The sequence below is a fragment of the Bradyrhizobium sp. USDA 4486 genome (assembly GCF_054057995.1).
The window spans coordinates 1,951,382-1,965,504 of sequence record NZ_JBSRZV010000001.1 but is presented as its reverse complement, the minus strand read 5'-3'; the positions used below and the strand labels follow the sequence as shown (position 1 = coordinate 1,965,504).

14 protein-coding genes and 1 pseudogene are annotated in these 14,123 nt (G+C 65.1%); 5 read left to right on the top strand and 10 right to left on the bottom strand.

All coding sequences use genetic code 11. From position 1 onward, the window contains the following. Window positions 1-78 precede the first annotated feature (78 nt). On the bottom strand, window positions 79-798 hold the full coding sequence (locus tag ACVWY3_RS09660; protein WP_456838234.1) for an outer membrane protein: 720 nt from the start codon (window positions 796-798) through the stop codon (window positions 79-81). A gap of 254 nt (window positions 799-1,052) precedes the next feature. Between ACVWY3_RS09660 and ACVWY3_RS09655 the strand changes: the two are divergent. The 3 genes and pseudogenes from ACVWY3_RS09655 to ACVWY3_RS09645 all read left to right on the top strand — a co-directional run bounded on the left by ACVWY3_RS09655 (window position 1,053) and on the right by ACVWY3_RS09645 (window position 3,058). Next, window positions 1,053-1,353 (top strand): annotated as a pseudogene (locus ACVWY3_RS09655) (DUF3551 domain-containing protein). Continuing rightward, window positions 1,298-1,606 (top strand): DUF3551 domain-containing protein, encoded by a 309-nt coding sequence (locus ACVWY3_RS09650; RefSeq protein ID WP_456838233.1) that lies wholly within the window; start codon window positions 1,298-1,300, stop codon window positions 1,604-1,606. Before ACVWY3_RS09655 ends, ACVWY3_RS09650 begins: the two are co-directional and overlap by 56 nt. Before the next feature lie 159 nt (window positions 1,607-1,765). Then, window positions 1,766-3,058 (top strand): MFS transporter, encoded by a 1,293-nt coding sequence (locus ACVWY3_RS09645; RefSeq protein WP_456838232.1) that lies wholly within the window; start codon window positions 1,766-1,768, stop codon window positions 3,056-3,058. Between the two features lie 7 nt (window positions 3,059-3,065). Here ACVWY3_RS09645 and ACVWY3_RS09640 read toward each other — a convergent pair whose 3' ends face one another. Both ACVWY3_RS09640 and ACVWY3_RS09635 read right to left on the bottom strand, forming a co-directional pair. Beyond that, complete coding sequence (locus ACVWY3_RS09640) at window positions 3,066-3,704, bottom strand: HD domain-containing protein (protein WP_456838231.1); 639 nt, start codon at window positions 3,702-3,704, stop codon at window positions 3,066-3,068. A 51-nt stretch (window positions 3,705-3,755) separates the two neighbouring features. Then, window positions 3,756-4,217 (bottom strand): carboxymuconolactone decarboxylase family protein, encoded by a 462-nt coding sequence (locus ACVWY3_RS09635; protein ID WP_456838230.1) that lies wholly within the window; start codon window positions 4,215-4,217, stop codon window positions 3,756-3,758. Between the two features lie 116 nt (window positions 4,218-4,333). Here ACVWY3_RS09635 and pdxR point away from each other — a divergent pair, with 116 nt between their 5' ends. Continuing rightward, window positions 4,334-5,740: a MocR-like pyridoxine biosynthesis transcription factor PdxR gene (gene pdxR, locus ACVWY3_RS09630; protein WP_456838229.1), complete on the top strand. Its 1,407-nt coding sequence runs from the start codon at window positions 4,334-4,336 to the stop codon at window positions 5,738-5,740. A gap of 93 nt (window positions 5,741-5,833) precedes the next feature. On the opposite strand, the gene ACVWY3_RS09625 is transcribed toward pdxR, so the two are convergent. Then, a complete protein-coding gene (locus ACVWY3_RS09625) occupies window positions 5,834-6,619 on the bottom strand; it encodes a helix-turn-helix transcriptional regulator (RefSeq protein WP_456838228.1) in 786 nt (261 codons plus the stop codon). 121 nt (window positions 6,620-6,740) lie between these two features. Here ACVWY3_RS09625 and ACVWY3_RS09620 point away from each other — a divergent pair, with 121 nt between their 5' ends. Beyond that, window positions 6,741-7,820: an alcohol dehydrogenase catalytic domain-containing protein gene (locus tag ACVWY3_RS09620; protein ID WP_456838227.1), complete on the top strand. Its 1,080-nt coding sequence runs from the start codon at window positions 6,741-6,743 to the stop codon at window positions 7,818-7,820. Window positions 7,821-7,950: 130 nt separating this feature from the next. On the opposite strand, the gene ACVWY3_RS09615 is transcribed toward ACVWY3_RS09620, so the two are convergent. The 6 genes from ACVWY3_RS09615 to ACVWY3_RS09590 form a co-directional block, all read right to left on the bottom strand. Further along, complete coding sequence (locus ACVWY3_RS09615; RefSeq protein ID WP_456838226.1) at window positions 7,951-8,652, bottom strand: ABC transporter ATP-binding protein; 702 nt, start codon at window positions 8,650-8,652, stop codon at window positions 7,951-7,953. Window positions 8,653-8,659: 7 nt separating this feature from the next. Beyond that, window positions 8,660-9,940 (bottom strand): lipoprotein-releasing ABC transporter permease subunit, encoded by a 1,281-nt coding sequence (locus tag ACVWY3_RS09610; RefSeq protein ID WP_456838225.1) that lies wholly within the window; start codon window positions 9,938-9,940, stop codon window positions 8,660-8,662. A gap of 73 nt (window positions 9,941-10,013) precedes the next feature. After that, a complete protein-coding gene (proS, locus tag ACVWY3_RS09605) occupies window positions 10,014-11,333 on the bottom strand; it encodes a proline--tRNA ligase (RefSeq protein ID WP_456838224.1) in 1,320 nt (439 codons plus the stop codon). Window positions 11,334-11,478: 145 nt separating this feature from the next. Next, window positions 11,479-13,041: a copper resistance CopC/CopD family protein gene (locus ACVWY3_RS09600; protein WP_456838223.1), complete on the bottom strand. Its 1,563-nt coding sequence runs from the start codon at window positions 13,039-13,041 to the stop codon at window positions 11,479-11,481. Then, the gene (locus ACVWY3_RS09595) at window positions 13,041-13,559 is read right to left on the bottom strand and encodes a YcnI family copper-binding membrane protein (RefSeq protein WP_456838222.1); all 519 of its coding nucleotides are present in this window, start codon (window positions 13,557-13,559) and stop codon (window positions 13,041-13,043) included. Before ACVWY3_RS09595 ends, ACVWY3_RS09600 begins: the two co-directional genes overlap by 1 nt. Before the next feature lie 32 nt (window positions 13,560-13,591). Further along, the gene (locus ACVWY3_RS09590) at window positions 13,592-14,122 is read right to left on the bottom strand and encodes a copper chaperone PCu(A)C (protein ID WP_456838221.1); all 531 of its coding nucleotides are present in this window, start codon (window positions 14,120-14,122) and stop codon (window positions 13,592-13,594) included. Window position 14,123: the final 1 nt, after the last annotated feature.

Below are 14,123 nucleotides of genomic sequence, written 5' to 3'. Positions count from 1 at the left end.
CGCTGGATTCACGCAATAAAAAAGCCCCGGCGCGAGGCCGGGGCTTTTTCGACGATCGCTCCCGTGGAGCGATCGGCATCAGTAACGACCGATGATCGGGCCGCCGAACTTGTAGTTCAGGCGGACGAGACCCATGTCGACGTCCTGCTTGATGTGGTCGACGGTGCCGCTGGCGAAGGTGACGTCCTTGCCGCCCAGGAAGATGTGGTTGTACTCGACGCCAACCGACCAGTTCGGGGCAAAGCCCACTTCGAGACCGGCCCCAACCGTACCGCCCCAACGGGTCGCGCTGGCGGTGTCGATATTAGCGCCGGCGGCAGTGAAGACGTCATACTTGCTGCCGACAACCGCCGCGCCGCCCTTCACGTAGGCCAGCACGTTGTTCCAGGCATAGCCGACCTGGCCAGTGATCAGACCGAACGAATCGATCTTGGTGCGGTTACGGAAGCCGGTCACAGCGCTGATGTTGTCGCCCGTGAAGTCAGCCCAGTTGCCCTGGCCTTCGAGGCCAAACACGAACTGGCCGGACTGCCAGCGATAACCGATCTGGCCACCGACGGTGCCGCCGGTCGCATCGTGCGAACCTTCCGGACCGAAGCCGACCAGGCTCCACTCCGAGCGCGCCGAAGCGCCGCCGCCGTTGATGCCGATGTAGAAGCCGCTCCAATCGTAGATCGTGGCGATCGCCGCCGGCGGAGCCTTGGTGTAAGGACGCGCAGCGAGATCAGCAGCCAGCGCCGGCGCAGTCGCGCTGAGCGCGACGAGGCTCACAGCAGCAAGCAACAGATTCTTTTTCATATGATTCCCGTTCCAGTTTCTTCAGTAGGCCCCCGGGCCGCGGTGTCGTCTTAGCAGCGATCGGCGGAATTGCTGTAACCTCGACGCCACAGTCAGAGCCAAAGGCCCCCGCTACGTTAATGCATGTTTAGCAGCGCGCGCCGGAAGCCCTTTGAAACAAGTGTTTTCATGAGTTCCAACGTCCACTACACGAACATACATCGCCTGCGCGCGTAACAACGTCGCGCGCACAAACGCGTGATTGGAGAATTGAAATGTGCGGACGAATTACCCTCCCCATTGTCGCCACATTTTCGCTCGCTCTCGCCACATTCGCGTTTGATGCAAGCACGCCTGCGCGCGCGTTCGGCACCAATCACGCGTTCTGCCTCACGGGTGATGAATGGCCGGGGCTGAGCAATTGCAGGTTCGACAGCTACGCGCAGTGTCAGGCGAGCGCATCGGGCCGCACGCTGACCTGCATCGCCAATCCCTACTTCGCAGGCCAGCGATGATCCCTATGCGTATCAGAACCGACCGCGCACATTCACGCCGGGCTATCTCCCGCTGCGCTGAGACGCGCTGCGCCGCCCTCGCGCTCGCCGCGATTGGCGCATTGCTGGTCAGCACGCATGCGCGCGCGCAGACCTATGATCCAAGCTATCCCGTCTGCATGCAGATCTACGGCCAGGTGGGCTATTTCGATTGCCGCTACACCTCGCTCGAACAGTGCAAGTTTCTCGCCGTCGGGCGTTCGGCGAGCTGCGTCGTGAACCCGTACTCTGCGCAGAAGAGACCAGTTGCCCCACGCCGGAGGCGCGTTGATTAGACTGGCACGTACCAATCGGGATGCTGATATGCGGCCGCCCAAACATGACCGCTGTGGTGTTGACGCGTACTGATCCGGGTTTAAGTTCGACGGACAAATCTTGCAGGGGTGGCGACGTTCGCTGGGCTGGTTCCCGTTGACGCCACCGATGCAGGACACATGACGACCTCGCCTCAAGCGACCGCGCGCCGTACGAACGCGACCTCCGCGCCTCCTCACCTCGCCATCGTCCTGTTCTCGCTCGCAATGGGCGGCTTTGCGATCGGAACCACCGAATTCGCATCGATGAGCCTGCTGCCGTTCTTCGCGAAAGATCTCGGCATCGATGAGCCGACCGGGGGGCACGCGATCAGCGCATATGCGCTCGGCGTGGTGCTGGGCGCGCCGCTGATCGCCGTGCTCGGCGCACGCTTCGCGCGCCGGACGCAGCTCTTGGCGTTGATGGCCGTGTTCGCGCTCGGCAACGCGCTCACCGCGCTGGCACCTGGCTTCGGCTGGATGATCGCCGCGCGCTTCCTTTCGGGGCTGCCGCACGGCGCCTATTTCGGCATCGCTGCGCTGGTCGCGGCCTCGCTTGTTCCTCAAAATCGGCGCTCGCAGGCGGTCGGCCAGGTCATGCTCGGCCTGACCATAGCCACGATCATCGGCGTGCCGCTGGCCAATGTGATCGGTCAGGCCGTCGGCTGGCGCGCGAGTTTTGGTCTCGTCTCTGTGCTGGCGCTGCTGACGGTGCTGCTTTGCGCCATGTTCGCGCCGCGCGACCGGGCCGGCAAGTCCGACCCGTTGCGCGAGCTCGGTGCGCTCCGCAGCGGACGCGTCTGGATCACGCTCTCGATCGGCGCCATCGGTTTCGGCGGCATGTTCGCCGTCTATACGTATCTGGCCACCACGCTGATCGAGGTCACAAAAGTCAGCACCACCGTCCTGCCGTTCTTCCTCGCGATATTCGGCATCGGCGCCACCCTCGGCAATCTGTTCGTGCCGCGCTTCGCCGATCGCGCCCTGATGCCGACGGCGGGCGCGATCCTGCTGTTCGCGGCCGTCGCGCTGCTGCTGTTTCCGCTGGTCGCCGGCAATCCCTGGCTGCTTGCGGCGGATGTCTTCGCGATCGGCGCCAGCGTCTCGCTCGGTGCCATCCTGCAGACGCGGCTGATGGATGTGGCGGGCGATGCCCAGGCACTGGCTGCCGCGCTGAACCATTCGGCGTTCAACACCGCGAATGCGCTCGGTCCGTTCCTCGGCGGCCTTGCCATTCGCGAGGGCCTGGGCTGGACCTCGACCGGTCCTGTCGGCGCCGTGCTTGCGCTGCTCGGTTTCCTGATCTGGATCGTGGCCTGGCGAGACGCCAGGTCTGCACCGGTCGTGGTCAACACCCCGCCCTTGGCGCCAGCACGACCGGCGCCACCGCTTGCGCCGGATCACCGCAGCCGTGCAAAGGATCCGGTGGCGTAGCGGCCGCTCAGCTTGGCCAGGGCGTGTTGCGGATGCGCGTGCACGCGTTCGGCTTGCGGAAGGAGGGATCGTGATCCTCGATGTAGTCGAAATTCACCGTCCCGAACGTGGTCTGAGGCTTCTTCAGCGCTGAGCAGGTCTGCACCTTCAAGAACTCGTTCTTGAAGTCGCCGCGCGGAAACGCCGATATCACCTGCTCCCGCTGCTCCGGCGTGTACTCGTCATAGCCAACGCCGACGACGTCCACCAGTACTCCCGCGTTGGTAAGCGCGATCTCCGGCCGCATATATTGCGGAATACCCGGCGTGGTGTGCAGCGCGATCGCCTCCCACACCAGATCGGCCTGTGCCTCGCCGATGCCGCGCGCCCGGAGGAAGTCGCGCGCCGCATCCGCACCGTCGACCTCGAACCGCTTGGTCTCGCTGTGGTAGTGGTCAACCAGGCCGAGATCGTGGAACAACGCCGCGACGTAGAGCAGTTCGGCATCGAATTTCAGCTTCTGACGCTGTCCCTTCATCGCGCCGAACACGTAGACGCGGACGGAATGGTTGAACAGCATCTCGTCTTCGTAACTGCGCACCAGTTCGGCTGCCTCGCGCGCCAGCTTGCTGTCGGGAATCTTCACGCCGGAGATCACGCTCGTCATCTTCAAGCTCCTGAGTTGCAAACAAGGTCGATCGATTGCGCCCGCGGCCCGTCAAGCTGCCTTGTCTGCCACGGCGCGCGGCGTCTTGCGGAAGCTGATCGCCATGCGGTTGTACGTGTTCATCAGGCTGATCGCGATCGTGAGATCGACGAGCTCCCGCTCCTCGAAGACCGCCCGGGCGGCTTCATAGGCCTGATCCGGCACGCCGGTATCCGCAACGCGCGTCACCGTCTCGGCCCATGCGAGAGCCGCGCGTTCGCGCGCGTCGAAGAGATCACCGGCTTCCCGCCACGCTTGCAGCAGCGCGACCTTTTCGATCTTCACCCCGCTCTTGAGCAGATCGCGCATGTGCATGTCGAGGCAGTAGGCGCAGTTGTTGATCTGCGACACGCGCAGATAGACGAGAGTCACCAGCGTCGCGGGAAGATTGCTCTGCATGATGTAGCCATAGACGCCACCCAACGCTTTCACCCCTGCCGGTGCGATGCGGTCGTAGTCGAGACGCCCAGTCATGGTCTTGCTCCCTAATGATCGGCTTGAAGGCCCGGCCCTTTTCTCGCTCCCTAGGTGCCCCTACCGTGGTCCATGGAAAAGCACCAAGAACGCACAAAAATCGTGTACCACGGCGTATGACCAAACCGCTGCGGCTGGAACTCGATCGGTCCGCCAGGACGCCGCTGGCTGAGCAGATCCACAACGGGATCAGGGCCGCGATCGAGAACGGCGTGCTCGCGCCGGGCGCCCGCCTGCCCTCCTGGCAGGACCTCGCCGCCCAGCTTGGCGTCGCGCGCGGCACCGTGCGTTCGGCCTATGAAAAGCTCTCGTCCGCTCAGCTGATCGTCGCCGCCCGCGCAACCGGAACGCATGTCGCGGATCGGCTCTCGTTCCCTGTTCGGCAGGACAAGGCTCCAGACCCCGGCTCGTTCATGGAGATGTACCGGGAGCTCACCGCGGGGCCGGCCTTCTTCCAGATGGGCGTGCCGGGCCAGACGACCTTGCCCGCAACGCTGCTGGCGCGGATGCGCGCACAGGCGGTTCGCGCCGAGATGAGCGCACCGCCGATCTATCCGGATCCGCGTGGTGAGCTGGACTTGCGGCGTGAGATCGCGGCCTACCTTGCGCTGGCGCGCGGGATCACGTGCGCGCCATCCCAGATCATCATCACCGGCGGCTTCAGCGGTGGCCTTGGCCTCGCGCTCCGTGTGCTCGGCCTCGAGCAGAAGAAGGTGTGGATGGAGGATCCGGGCTTCCCGTTCACCCGCCGCGGCCTCGAGCTCGCGCGATTATCGGTCGCACCGATCCCGGTCGATGCTGACGGCATCGACGTCGGGTACGGGCTGCAACATGCCCCTGATGCGGCGCTCGCCGTCGTGACCCCGGGACAGCAGGCGCCGCTCGGATCGACACTGTCGCTGGAACGACGCTCACGCCTGCTCGACTGGGCCGCACAAGGCAAGGCCTGGGTGATCGAGGACGACTATCTGAGCGAGCTTCAGCTCAAGGGCCGCGCCACGCCGGCGCTCGCCTCGCTCGACCGCGCGGGCCGCGTCATTCACATCGGCTCCTTCAGCAAGACCGTGACGCCGACGTTACGGCTCGGCTTCGTCGTTGCGCCAGCCGCTCTCGCCTCGCGTTTTGCCGAAGTTGCGGCCTGCCTCGCCCCGGCGGCCGGGCCCGCGGTGCAGCTGGCGATGGCCGATTTCATCCGCGAGGGTCATTATCTGCGGCATCTCCGGCGCACCAAGCGGGCCTACGCAGCGCAAGCCGATGCGTTGCTGAAACTGCTCCGCGTCCGCACCGCCAATGCCGCACTTGCAGGATTGGCCGCAGTCCTGCGGCTGCCGAACGGCACATCCGACCTCTCCATCGCCCGGGAAGCGGCATCGTTCGGACTGGCGCCTACGCCGCTATCGCTGTGGTATGCATCGAAGGCATCAGCGCAGCCGGGACTGCTGCTGGGCGTCGCCACGTCTCCGCAAAAGCACCTCGAGGCGTCTTGCGAGAGGCTCTTTGCGATCCTCGAACGCCAGGCATGATGACCATCGTCGCGAGAAACGGCCGGGCCGCCGCAAACCGCAAGGGCGCGCACAGCCTGCTGGTCAATCGTAAGACTGAATCAAGGCCGGGCGTCAGCTCGCCTCCTTCACCGGCGTATAGATCACGAGCTTCAGCGCGGGATCGTCGTTGGCCTGGAAGCTGGTGTGCTCGAAATGCAGCACGCCCTTGGTCGGGTGGGTCAAGGTCTTGCGGCCCGACAAGGTGCCGTGCACCTCATGCGCGCCCCACCATTTGACGAATTCGGGACTGCCCTCGCGCAAGCGCGTCAGCAACTCCGCAAAGGCGGGATCGCCGGCCCAGACATCGTGCGTGGCGCGAAACATCGCGACCATGCGTTTGGCGACGTCAGCCCAGCCTGCCCCGTAGGATTTGCGGGCCTTCTTGTCGGTCATCATCAACAGCAGTGTGTTGCGGTCCTCTTCGGGCAGCCGCCCGAACGCGAAGATCTCCTCGGCTGCTGCGTTCCACGCCAGCACGTCCCAGCGCCGCCCGGTGATGTAGGCCGGATGCGGCAGGCTTTCGACCAGGCGCCGAATGGCCGGCGGTACCACCTCGCGGGTGAAGGGACGTTTGTTGCTGTCGCGCGCGAGGTCCTTGAGATGCGCATGCTCGGTCTTGCTGAGCCGCAGCGCCCGCGCCAGCGCATCGACCGTTGTGACCGACGGGCTGACGGTGCGGCCCTGCTCGAGACGGATGTACCAGTCGACACCGATGCCGGCGAGCTGGGCGACCTCCTCGCGGCGCAGCCCCGCGGTGCGCCGCCGCTGGCCCGCGGGAAGGCCCACGGCCTTCGGCGACAACTTTTCGCGGCGAGACCTCAGGAAGTCGCCGAATTCGACGCGGCGGGGATCGGCCATGAAGTGTTCCCGTGATGGAGGGCCCGTGGAATACTAGGATAATACCAGGCCTTCCTGCATCGCGAAAGCCCTCGCATAGTCCGTACACCTCACAAATGAGGTGCGAACGAAGGTCAACATCATGAAGGCTGCCGTACTCAAATCTTTCGGATCCCCGCTTGCGATCGAGGACGTCCCCGACCCCGTGCTCGGCACCGGCGAGGTGATCGTCGACGTCGTCGCCACCCGCGTCCTGTCCTATTCCAAGGAAGTGTTCAGCGGCGAACGCAAATACGCGCTGGATCTGCCCGCCGTTCCAGGAGCCGGCGGGGTCGGACGCGTGCGCGCGATTGGCCCGGACTCAACCAAACTGTCCGTCGGCGACTGGGTCCTCTGCGATCCGACCGTCCGCTCGCGCGACGACGCGATCGCTCCCGATATTCATTTGCAGGGCGTCAGCGCGCGCGGCGAAGGCGGCATGCGGCTGCAGAAGTATTTTCACGACGGTTCCTTTGCCCAGCGAATGAGAGTGCCGACGGAGAACGTGACGCGGCTCGGCGAAATCAGCGCGGAAGAGGTGACGCAATGGTGCGCGCTGGGCACACTGCTGGTACCCTATGGCGGCTTCCTCGCCGCCAAGCTGCAGCCCGGCGAGACAGTCCTGGTGAGCGGCGCGACCGGCAATTTCGGCAGCGCAGCCGTGGCGGTGGCGCTCGCGATGGGTGCGGCTTGCGTCGTTGCGCCGGGCCGCAACGAGAAGATGCTCGCCGAGCTCGTGCGTCGCCATGGCGCGCGGGTCAGGCCGGTGAAGCTGACGGGCAACGAGAACGACGACCGCGAGCTGATGAAGCGCGCGGCACCCGGCCCGATCGATTGCGCGTTCGACATCATGCCGCCCTCCGTTTCGACCACGGTGGTCCGCGCCGCGATCATGACGGTGCGGCCCAATGGCCGTGTCGTGCTGATGGGCGGCGTCAACATGCAGGGCGGCCCCGGGCTGGAGCTGCCCTACAACTGGATCATGCGCGAGTGCATCACGATTCACGGCGTCTGGATGTATCCGCCGGATGCTGCGGTTCGCCTGATCGCGCTGGTCCGCGCCGGCCTCTTGCGTCTCGATCACTTCGAGACGACGGCATTCGATCTCGACCACGCCAACGAGGCCGTGGACTATGCGGCCGCCCATGCGGGCGCGTTCAACATGACGGTGATAAAGCCGTAGATGGCCCTCCCGCTGCGGCGATGCGCCGTCGCAGCGGATAGGCCTGCGATGTCAGATGGCTGGGAGACGTCACCCCGATCGCAGCCGGCCACGGCCGCCTACTGTGCATGGGGTTGTTTTCGCTGCTTGGTTACTCGAGCTCGATCACCTGGCCGTTCGACAGCGACACCCGCCGGTCCATGCGGCCGGCGAGCTCCATGTTGTGGGTCGCGATCAGCATCGAGACCTGGGTCGCCTTGACCAGCTGCATCAGGGCCTGGAACACGTGCTCGGCGGTGCCAGGGTCGAGATTGCCGGTCGGCTCGTCCGCAAACAGCACGCGCGGCGCGTTCGCGACCGCGCGCGCGATCGCAACGCGCTGCTGCTCGCCGCCCGACAGCTCCGCCGGCCGATGGGTGATGCGGTCGCCGAGGCCGAGATAGCCGAGGATCTCCTTGGCGCGCTTGACGCTCTCCGACTTCTTCAGGCCGCGGATCATCTGCGGCAGCATCACGTTCTCCAGCGCCGAGAACTCCGGCAGGAGCCGGTGCGACTGGTAGACGAAGCCGATGTCGGTGCGGCGCAGCTGGGTGCGCTCGATGTCCGGCAGTTGCGAGGTCGGTGCGCCGTTGACGTAGACCTCGCCGGAATCGGGCGCCTCGAGCAGCCCCGCAATGTGCAGCAGCGTCGACTTGCCCGAGCCCGAGGGCGCCACCAGCGCGACGGATTGGCCCGGCCACAGCGCGAGCTTGGCGCCGTCGAGGATCGTCAGCGGCACCTCGCCTTGCAAGTACTGCCGCTTTATCTCGTGGAGATAAATGACCGGTACATCGTCAGCCCCCTGCTGCTCCATCAGCCCCTCACTCGTACCGGAGCGCTTCGACGGGATCGAGGCGCGCGGCACGCCAGGACGGGTAGAGCGTCGCCAGGAACGACAGAGTCAGCGCCATGATGACCACCGCCGTTGTCTCGCCGATGTCGATCTCGGCGGGCAGCTTCGACAGGAAGTAGAGCTCCGGCGAGAACAGCTCGGTCGAGGTCAACCAGGACAGGAATTGCCTGATCGATTCGATGTTGAGGCAGATCACGAGGCCGACGAAGAAGCCGACCAGCGTGCCGACCACGCCGATCGAGGCGCCGGTGATCAGGAAGATGCGCATGATGGAGCCTTGCGAGGCCCCCATCGTGCGCAGGATCGCGATGTCGCTGCCCTTGTCCTTCACCAGCATGATCAGGCCGGACACGATGTTGAGCGCTGCGACCAGCACGATCATGGTCAGGATCAGGAACATCACGTTGCGCTCGACCTGGAGCGCATTGAAGAAAGTCGAGTTGCGTTGCCGCCAGTCGACCAGGAACACCGGGCGGCCCGCGGCCTCCGTCACCGCCGTGCGGAAGGCGTCGATCTTGTCGGGGTTGGTGGTGAACACCTCGATCGAGGTGACGTCGCTGCTGCGGTTGAAATAGGCCTGCGCTTCCGCCAGCGGCATGAACACGAAGCCGAGATCGTATTCGGACATGCCGATCTCGAACACGGCGACGATCTTGTACGGCTTGATGCGCGGCGTCGTGCCCATCGGCGTGATCGCGCCCTTTGGAGCCACCAGCGTCACGCTGTCGCCGGCGTGCAGCGACAGCTGGTCGGCGAGCCGGCGTCCGATCGCAACGCCCTGCCCTTCGTCAAAGCCCTCGAGCGAGCCCTGCTTGATGTTCTTGGCGATCGAGGTGAGATTGTTGAGGTCGTCGGAGCGGATGCCGCGTACCAGCACGCCCGAGGCGTTCCACGGCGATGACGCCAGCGCCTGGCCGTCGACCACGGGCGCGGCGAGCCGGATACCCTGGACCTGGCTGATGCGATCGGCGACGTCCTTCCAGTCGGTGAGCGGCGATTCCAGCGGCTGCACCAGGATGTGGCCGTTGAGGCCGAGTATCTTGTCAAGCAGTTCCTTGCGGAAGCCGTTCATCACGGCCATGACGATGATCAGCGTCGCCACGCCAAGCATGATTCCGAGGAAGGAGAACCCGGCAATGACCGAGATGAATCCCTCCTTGCGGCGCGCCCGCAAATAGCGCGCCGACAGCATCCACTCGAATGGCGCGAAAGGCGCGGTTTGAACGGTTTCGGTCATGGTCTCGTCCATCGCTCGATAATCCCATGATTCGGGGTCAATTGTGGCCGGATTGGCGGCCGCGATCTCGGGCGATGAACAATATTCAGCCGACCAGGCGGGCGACCGCGTCCGCAGGCGACATCGTCTCGCGGGCGCCGTCGCTGCGCTTCTTGATCTCGACCCTGCCGTCGGCGAGGCCCTTCGGCCCGATCATGATCTGCCAGGGGATGCCGATCAGGTCGGCGGCGGCGAACTTAGCGCCGGCGCGCTGGTCGGTGTCGTCGTAGAGCACGTCGACGCCTTTGGCGGTGAGCTCCGCATAGAGCTTCTCGCAGGCCGCATCGACGGCGGCATCGCCCTGCTTGAGATTGAGGATCGCCACGCGGAACGGCGCCACAGCTTCCGGCCATTTGATGCCGGCGTCGTCATGGCAGGCCTCGATGATGGCACCAAGCAGGCGCGAGACGCCGACGCCATAGGAGCCGCCATGGATCGGCACGTCGACGCCGTCGGGGCCGGCCACCATCGCCTTCATCGGCTCGGAATACTTCGTGCCGAAATAGAAGATCTGACCGACCTCGATGCCGCGGGTGTTCACCCGCTTCTCGGCCGGCACTTCCCTCTCGAACCGCGCGCCGTCGTGGACATCCTCGGTCGCCGCATAGAGCGAGGTCCACTGCTTGATGATCGGCGTCAGGTCGCTGTCATAGTCGACGTCCTCGCCTGGCACCGGCAGATCCAGCACGTCGCGATTGATGAACACCCCGGATTCGCCGGTCTCCGCAAGCACGATGAACTCGTGACTGAGATCGCCGCCGATCGGGCCGGTCTCGGCGCGCATCGGTATCGCCTTCAGCCCCATCCGCGCGAAGGTGCGCAAGTACGCGACGAACATCTTGTTATAGGCGACGCGGGCTGCCGCTTCATTCAGGTCGAACGAATAGGCATCCTTCATCAGGAACTCGCGGCCGCGCATCACGCCGAAGCGCGGACGCTGCTCGTCGCGGAATTTCCATTGAATATGATAGAGATTGAGCGGCAGGTTCTTGTAGGACTTCACATACGCGCGAAAGATCTCGGTGATCATTTCCTCGTTGGTCGGCCCGTACAGGAGCTCACGCTTGTGGCGGTCGGCGATGCGCAGCATCTCAGGACCATAGGCGTCATAGCGGCCGCTCTCACGCCAGAGATCGGCGAGCTGGAGCGTCGGCATCAGCAGTTCCAGCGCGCCCGAGCGGTCCTGCTCCTCGCGCACGATCTGCTCGATCTTCTTCAAGACGCGGAAGCCAAGCGGCAGCCAGGCATAGATGCCGGCCGCTTCCTGCCGGATCATGCCGGCGCGGAGCATCAGCCGATGCGAGACGATCTCCGCCTCTTTCGGATTTTCCTTCAGAATGGGCAGAAAGAATCGTGACAACCGCATGGCAATACTCGAGGAATCAGTGAAGGCTTGCAGTGAAAGCGGATTGGGAGCGAAAACACAAGACCGGGAATGAGGAAAAGCCGCTAACGCGGCGAGATTCCTGTCATTTTTCCGTTGCCTTCAGGTTCGACTTGAACCTTATCGCCTAGGGTGGCGCCACATCGAGATCGTCCTCGAGCGTGATCTTCTCGAAATCGGTCACCAATGCATCGATCCGCACATGCCAGCGGCCGGCAAAGGGCAGATCGACCTTGCGCACGTGCCAATAGCCGTCCGGTCCGAGTTCGGCATTGCGTCCCATCGGCTCGATGCCGCGCTCGGGCAGGCTCAGCGTCAGCCTCGCCTCCTTGGCCGTAAGCGGCGTCGCCTCGCCCGTCATGAGCTGAAGCACGAAATCGTCGATGCCGGCCTTGCCCGGCGAGACCAGCACCTGGAACATCGCCTTGTCGGTGTGGATGTGGATCGCCAAGGGCGTTTCCGGAACGATCGTCCGCGGTGGCGGCGTGAACCGCCAGCCGGCCACAACGGCGAAGATGGCGAGCGCGATGGTGCATTCGAGCAGGATCGAGCGCTTGAGCGCAGGCGTGAATGTCTCGTCCCGGGCCAGCGCCGGCGTCAGCCGCAATCGATTGAACGCGGCGAGCGCGAGCAATCCCGTGACCAGTACAAGCTTGATCGACAGGATGAGCCCGTAGCGGGTCTCCACGAGCGCTGCCGGCTTTTCGAGCTGAACGATCGCGAGCGCGAGGCCGGTCGAGGCCAGCACGCCGACCGCCAGCGCAGCGAGGCGGGAGAAGCGGTTCACGACGGGCAGCGACGCAGTCGTCGGCTTCGACATCAGCGCAACGAGCGGCGCGAGAGCACCGATCCAGACGGTAACGCCGAGGCTGTGGAGAAAGATCGCCGGACGCGTCAACGCCTCCGGCGGGGCCGTTGCAGCGTGCCCGGTCGTGGCGAGCGACAGACCGACGCCGATGAGCGCAACGATCGCGACAGCACGCGCGTACCATGCGCTCCACAGCGCTATCCGGGCGAGCAATATCGCCGCGAGGGCGACGAGAAGCGAGGGGCCGGCGCTGGTCGCGAATGCGGCTTTCCAGGGAGCAGCCGTCGCAAGCGCCGCCAGCGGCAGGCCGAGCAGATCGAGGCCCAACGCGCCGAGGGACGTAATCGCGCTCGCAAGACCGATGGCGAGCGCGACGTGCGGAACGGTCATGCCGATCATAGACCAGGCGATGCAGCGCGCAAAAAACACGCCGCCAACGCCGACAAACAGTCCGAGATAGAGGCCGACCCGCGCAAGCCAGATCAGCGCGTTCAGCCCGCCATCCGCCCTCGCCGGAGGTTTTGTCGCCGTCGGCGTACCGATCGAAAAGATCACCGATCCCGAGACCGGGTGACCGTCCTGTGAGATCACCCGGTAACTGACCACGGCCGTTCCCTGCGGCAGGTCCGGCGGCATCGCGACCGAGATGGTCTCGCCCGATGCACTGACGCGCGCATCGTCCCGCGCCCTGCCCACGCCATCGATCAGCCGGATCGCGCCCGGCGTCACCGCCTCGTTGAAGCGCAGCTCCACCGCTTTCGGCGCGCTCGCGAGCATGCTGCCGCTCGCGGGCTCGACCGAGACAAGCGCCGCATGCGCCGACGCGCCGGTCGCGAGGCCGACGACCAGAAGCAGCGTCGCGAGCGCGGCGATGAGCCGCATCAGGGCTTTGGCAGCAGCTTCACGCCAGGCGCCGGCGACTTGCCCTCGTGCGAAGGCCCTGCTCCTTCGGTCGGGATTTCGATCCAGCGGCTGACGCCGGTCTCGCATTCCTGGACGACCGGGAAATACAGCGTCGTGTTCGGCTTCAGCATCTCGGTCAGGACCGTTTGCATGACGAACTCGTCATAGTGCTTGTCCGGCAGCCTGCCGCCGGACCACGCCACCTCCTTAACGCCGGAGGAGAGCTTGCTGCCGTGGTAGTCGTACTCGCTGGCATATTTGCCCTCGACGACATCGACACTCCAGCCCGCCTTCGGCATCGGCTTCACCGCGATCACCCCTTCCGGGATCTGCACGCGGATCTTCACCGTGGGTGAGCCGGCGCAGCCATGCGGCACGGCGAACACGGCCTTATAGGACGTGCCGACCGTGGCCTGCTTGGTTTCGAGGAAGACGTGCGCGCCAGCCGGCGTCGCCGCAAGCGTCCCCAGAACGATGACCCAGCGATGCTTCGACATGTGCCGTCTCCCGAGGATCATGATCGGCTTCATCACATCTTCATTCCCGAATGATCCGGCATTTTCTTCATTTCATGGCCGGAATGGCCAGCATCGCCGGGCGCTTGCGCGCCGACGCCCTGCACGTCGAGCGAAACCGCGACCTTGCCGGCCTTCTCGAACTCCAGCGTCAGGGGCACCTTGTCGCCCTGCTTGAACGGCCCCTTCAGCTCCTGGAGCATCAAATGATAGCCGCCGGGCGCGAGCTTCACGCTCTTGCCCGCCTCGATGACGAGCCCCTTGTCGAGCGGACGCATCTTCATCACGCCGTTGTCCATCGCCATCTCATGGACCTCGGCTTTGCCGGCGATGTCGGCGGAGACGCTGACGAGCCTGTCGGCCGCCGTCCCCTTGTTCTCGATGGTGAGATAGCCGCCGGCAACCTTGGCGCCGCCCGGCGTCGCCCGGCTCCAGGCCTGCGAGATGACGAGATCGCCGGCCTTGACGTCCTCGGCCACCGCAGGTGCCGCGCAAAGAGCGAGCGCAAAGGTCGCGAGCATCACATCTTTCAACATCGTCTTCATA

What these genes read in the sequence shown, in the direction of transcription:
- ACVWY3_RS09660 (WP_456838234.1), bottom strand. Translation starts at nt 798, where the DNA reads ATGAAAAAGAATCTGTTGCTTGCTGCTGTGAGCCTCGTCGCGCTCAGC.
- ACVWY3_RS09650 (WP_456838233.1), top strand. Translation starts at nt 1,298, where the DNA reads ATGCGTATCAGAACCGACCGCGCACATTCACGCCGGGCTATCTCCCGC.
- ACVWY3_RS09645 (WP_456838232.1), top strand. Translation starts at nt 1,766, where the DNA reads ATGACGACCTCGCCTCAAGCGACCGCGCGCCGTACGAACGCGACCTCC.
- ACVWY3_RS09640 (WP_456838231.1), bottom strand. Translation starts at nt 3,704, where the DNA reads ATGACGAGCGTGATCTCCGGCGTGAAGATTCCCGACAGCAAGCTGGCG.
- ACVWY3_RS09635 (WP_456838230.1), bottom strand. Translation starts at nt 4,217, where the DNA reads ATGACTGGGCGTCTCGACTACGACCGCATCGCACCGGCAGGGGTGAAA.
- pdxR (WP_456838229.1), top strand. Translation starts at nt 4,334, where the DNA reads ATGACCAAACCGCTGCGGCTGGAACTCGATCGGTCCGCCAGGACGCCG.
- ACVWY3_RS09625 (WP_456838228.1), bottom strand. Translation starts at nt 6,619, where the DNA reads ATGGCCGATCCCCGCCGCGTCGAATTCGGCGACTTCCTGAGGTCTCGC.
- ACVWY3_RS09620 (WP_456838227.1), top strand. Translation starts at nt 6,741, where the DNA reads ATGAAGGCTGCCGTACTCAAATCTTTCGGATCCCCGCTTGCGATCGAG.
- ACVWY3_RS09615 (WP_456838226.1), bottom strand. Translation starts at nt 8,652, where the DNA reads ATGGAGCAGCAGGGGGCTGACGATGTACCGGTCATTTATCTCCACGAG.
- ACVWY3_RS09610 (WP_456838225.1), bottom strand. Translation starts at nt 9,940, where the DNA reads ATGGACGAGACCATGACCGAAACCGTTCAAACCGCGCCTTTCGCGCCA.
- proS (WP_456838224.1), bottom strand. Translation starts at nt 11,333, where the DNA reads ATGCGGTTGTCACGATTCTTTCTGCCCATTCTGAAGGAAAATCCGAAA.
- ACVWY3_RS09600 (WP_456838223.1), bottom strand. Translation starts at nt 13,041, where the DNA reads ATGCGGCTCATCGCCGCGCTCGCGACGCTGCTTCTGGTCGTCGGCCTC.
- ACVWY3_RS09595 (WP_456838222.1), bottom strand. Translation starts at nt 13,559, where the DNA reads ATGTCGAAGCATCGCTGGGTCATCGTTCTGGGGACGCTTGCGGCGACG.
- ACVWY3_RS09590 (WP_456838221.1), bottom strand. Translation starts at nt 14,122, where the DNA reads ATGAAGACGATGTTGAAAGATGTGATGCTCGCGACCTTTGCGCTCGCT.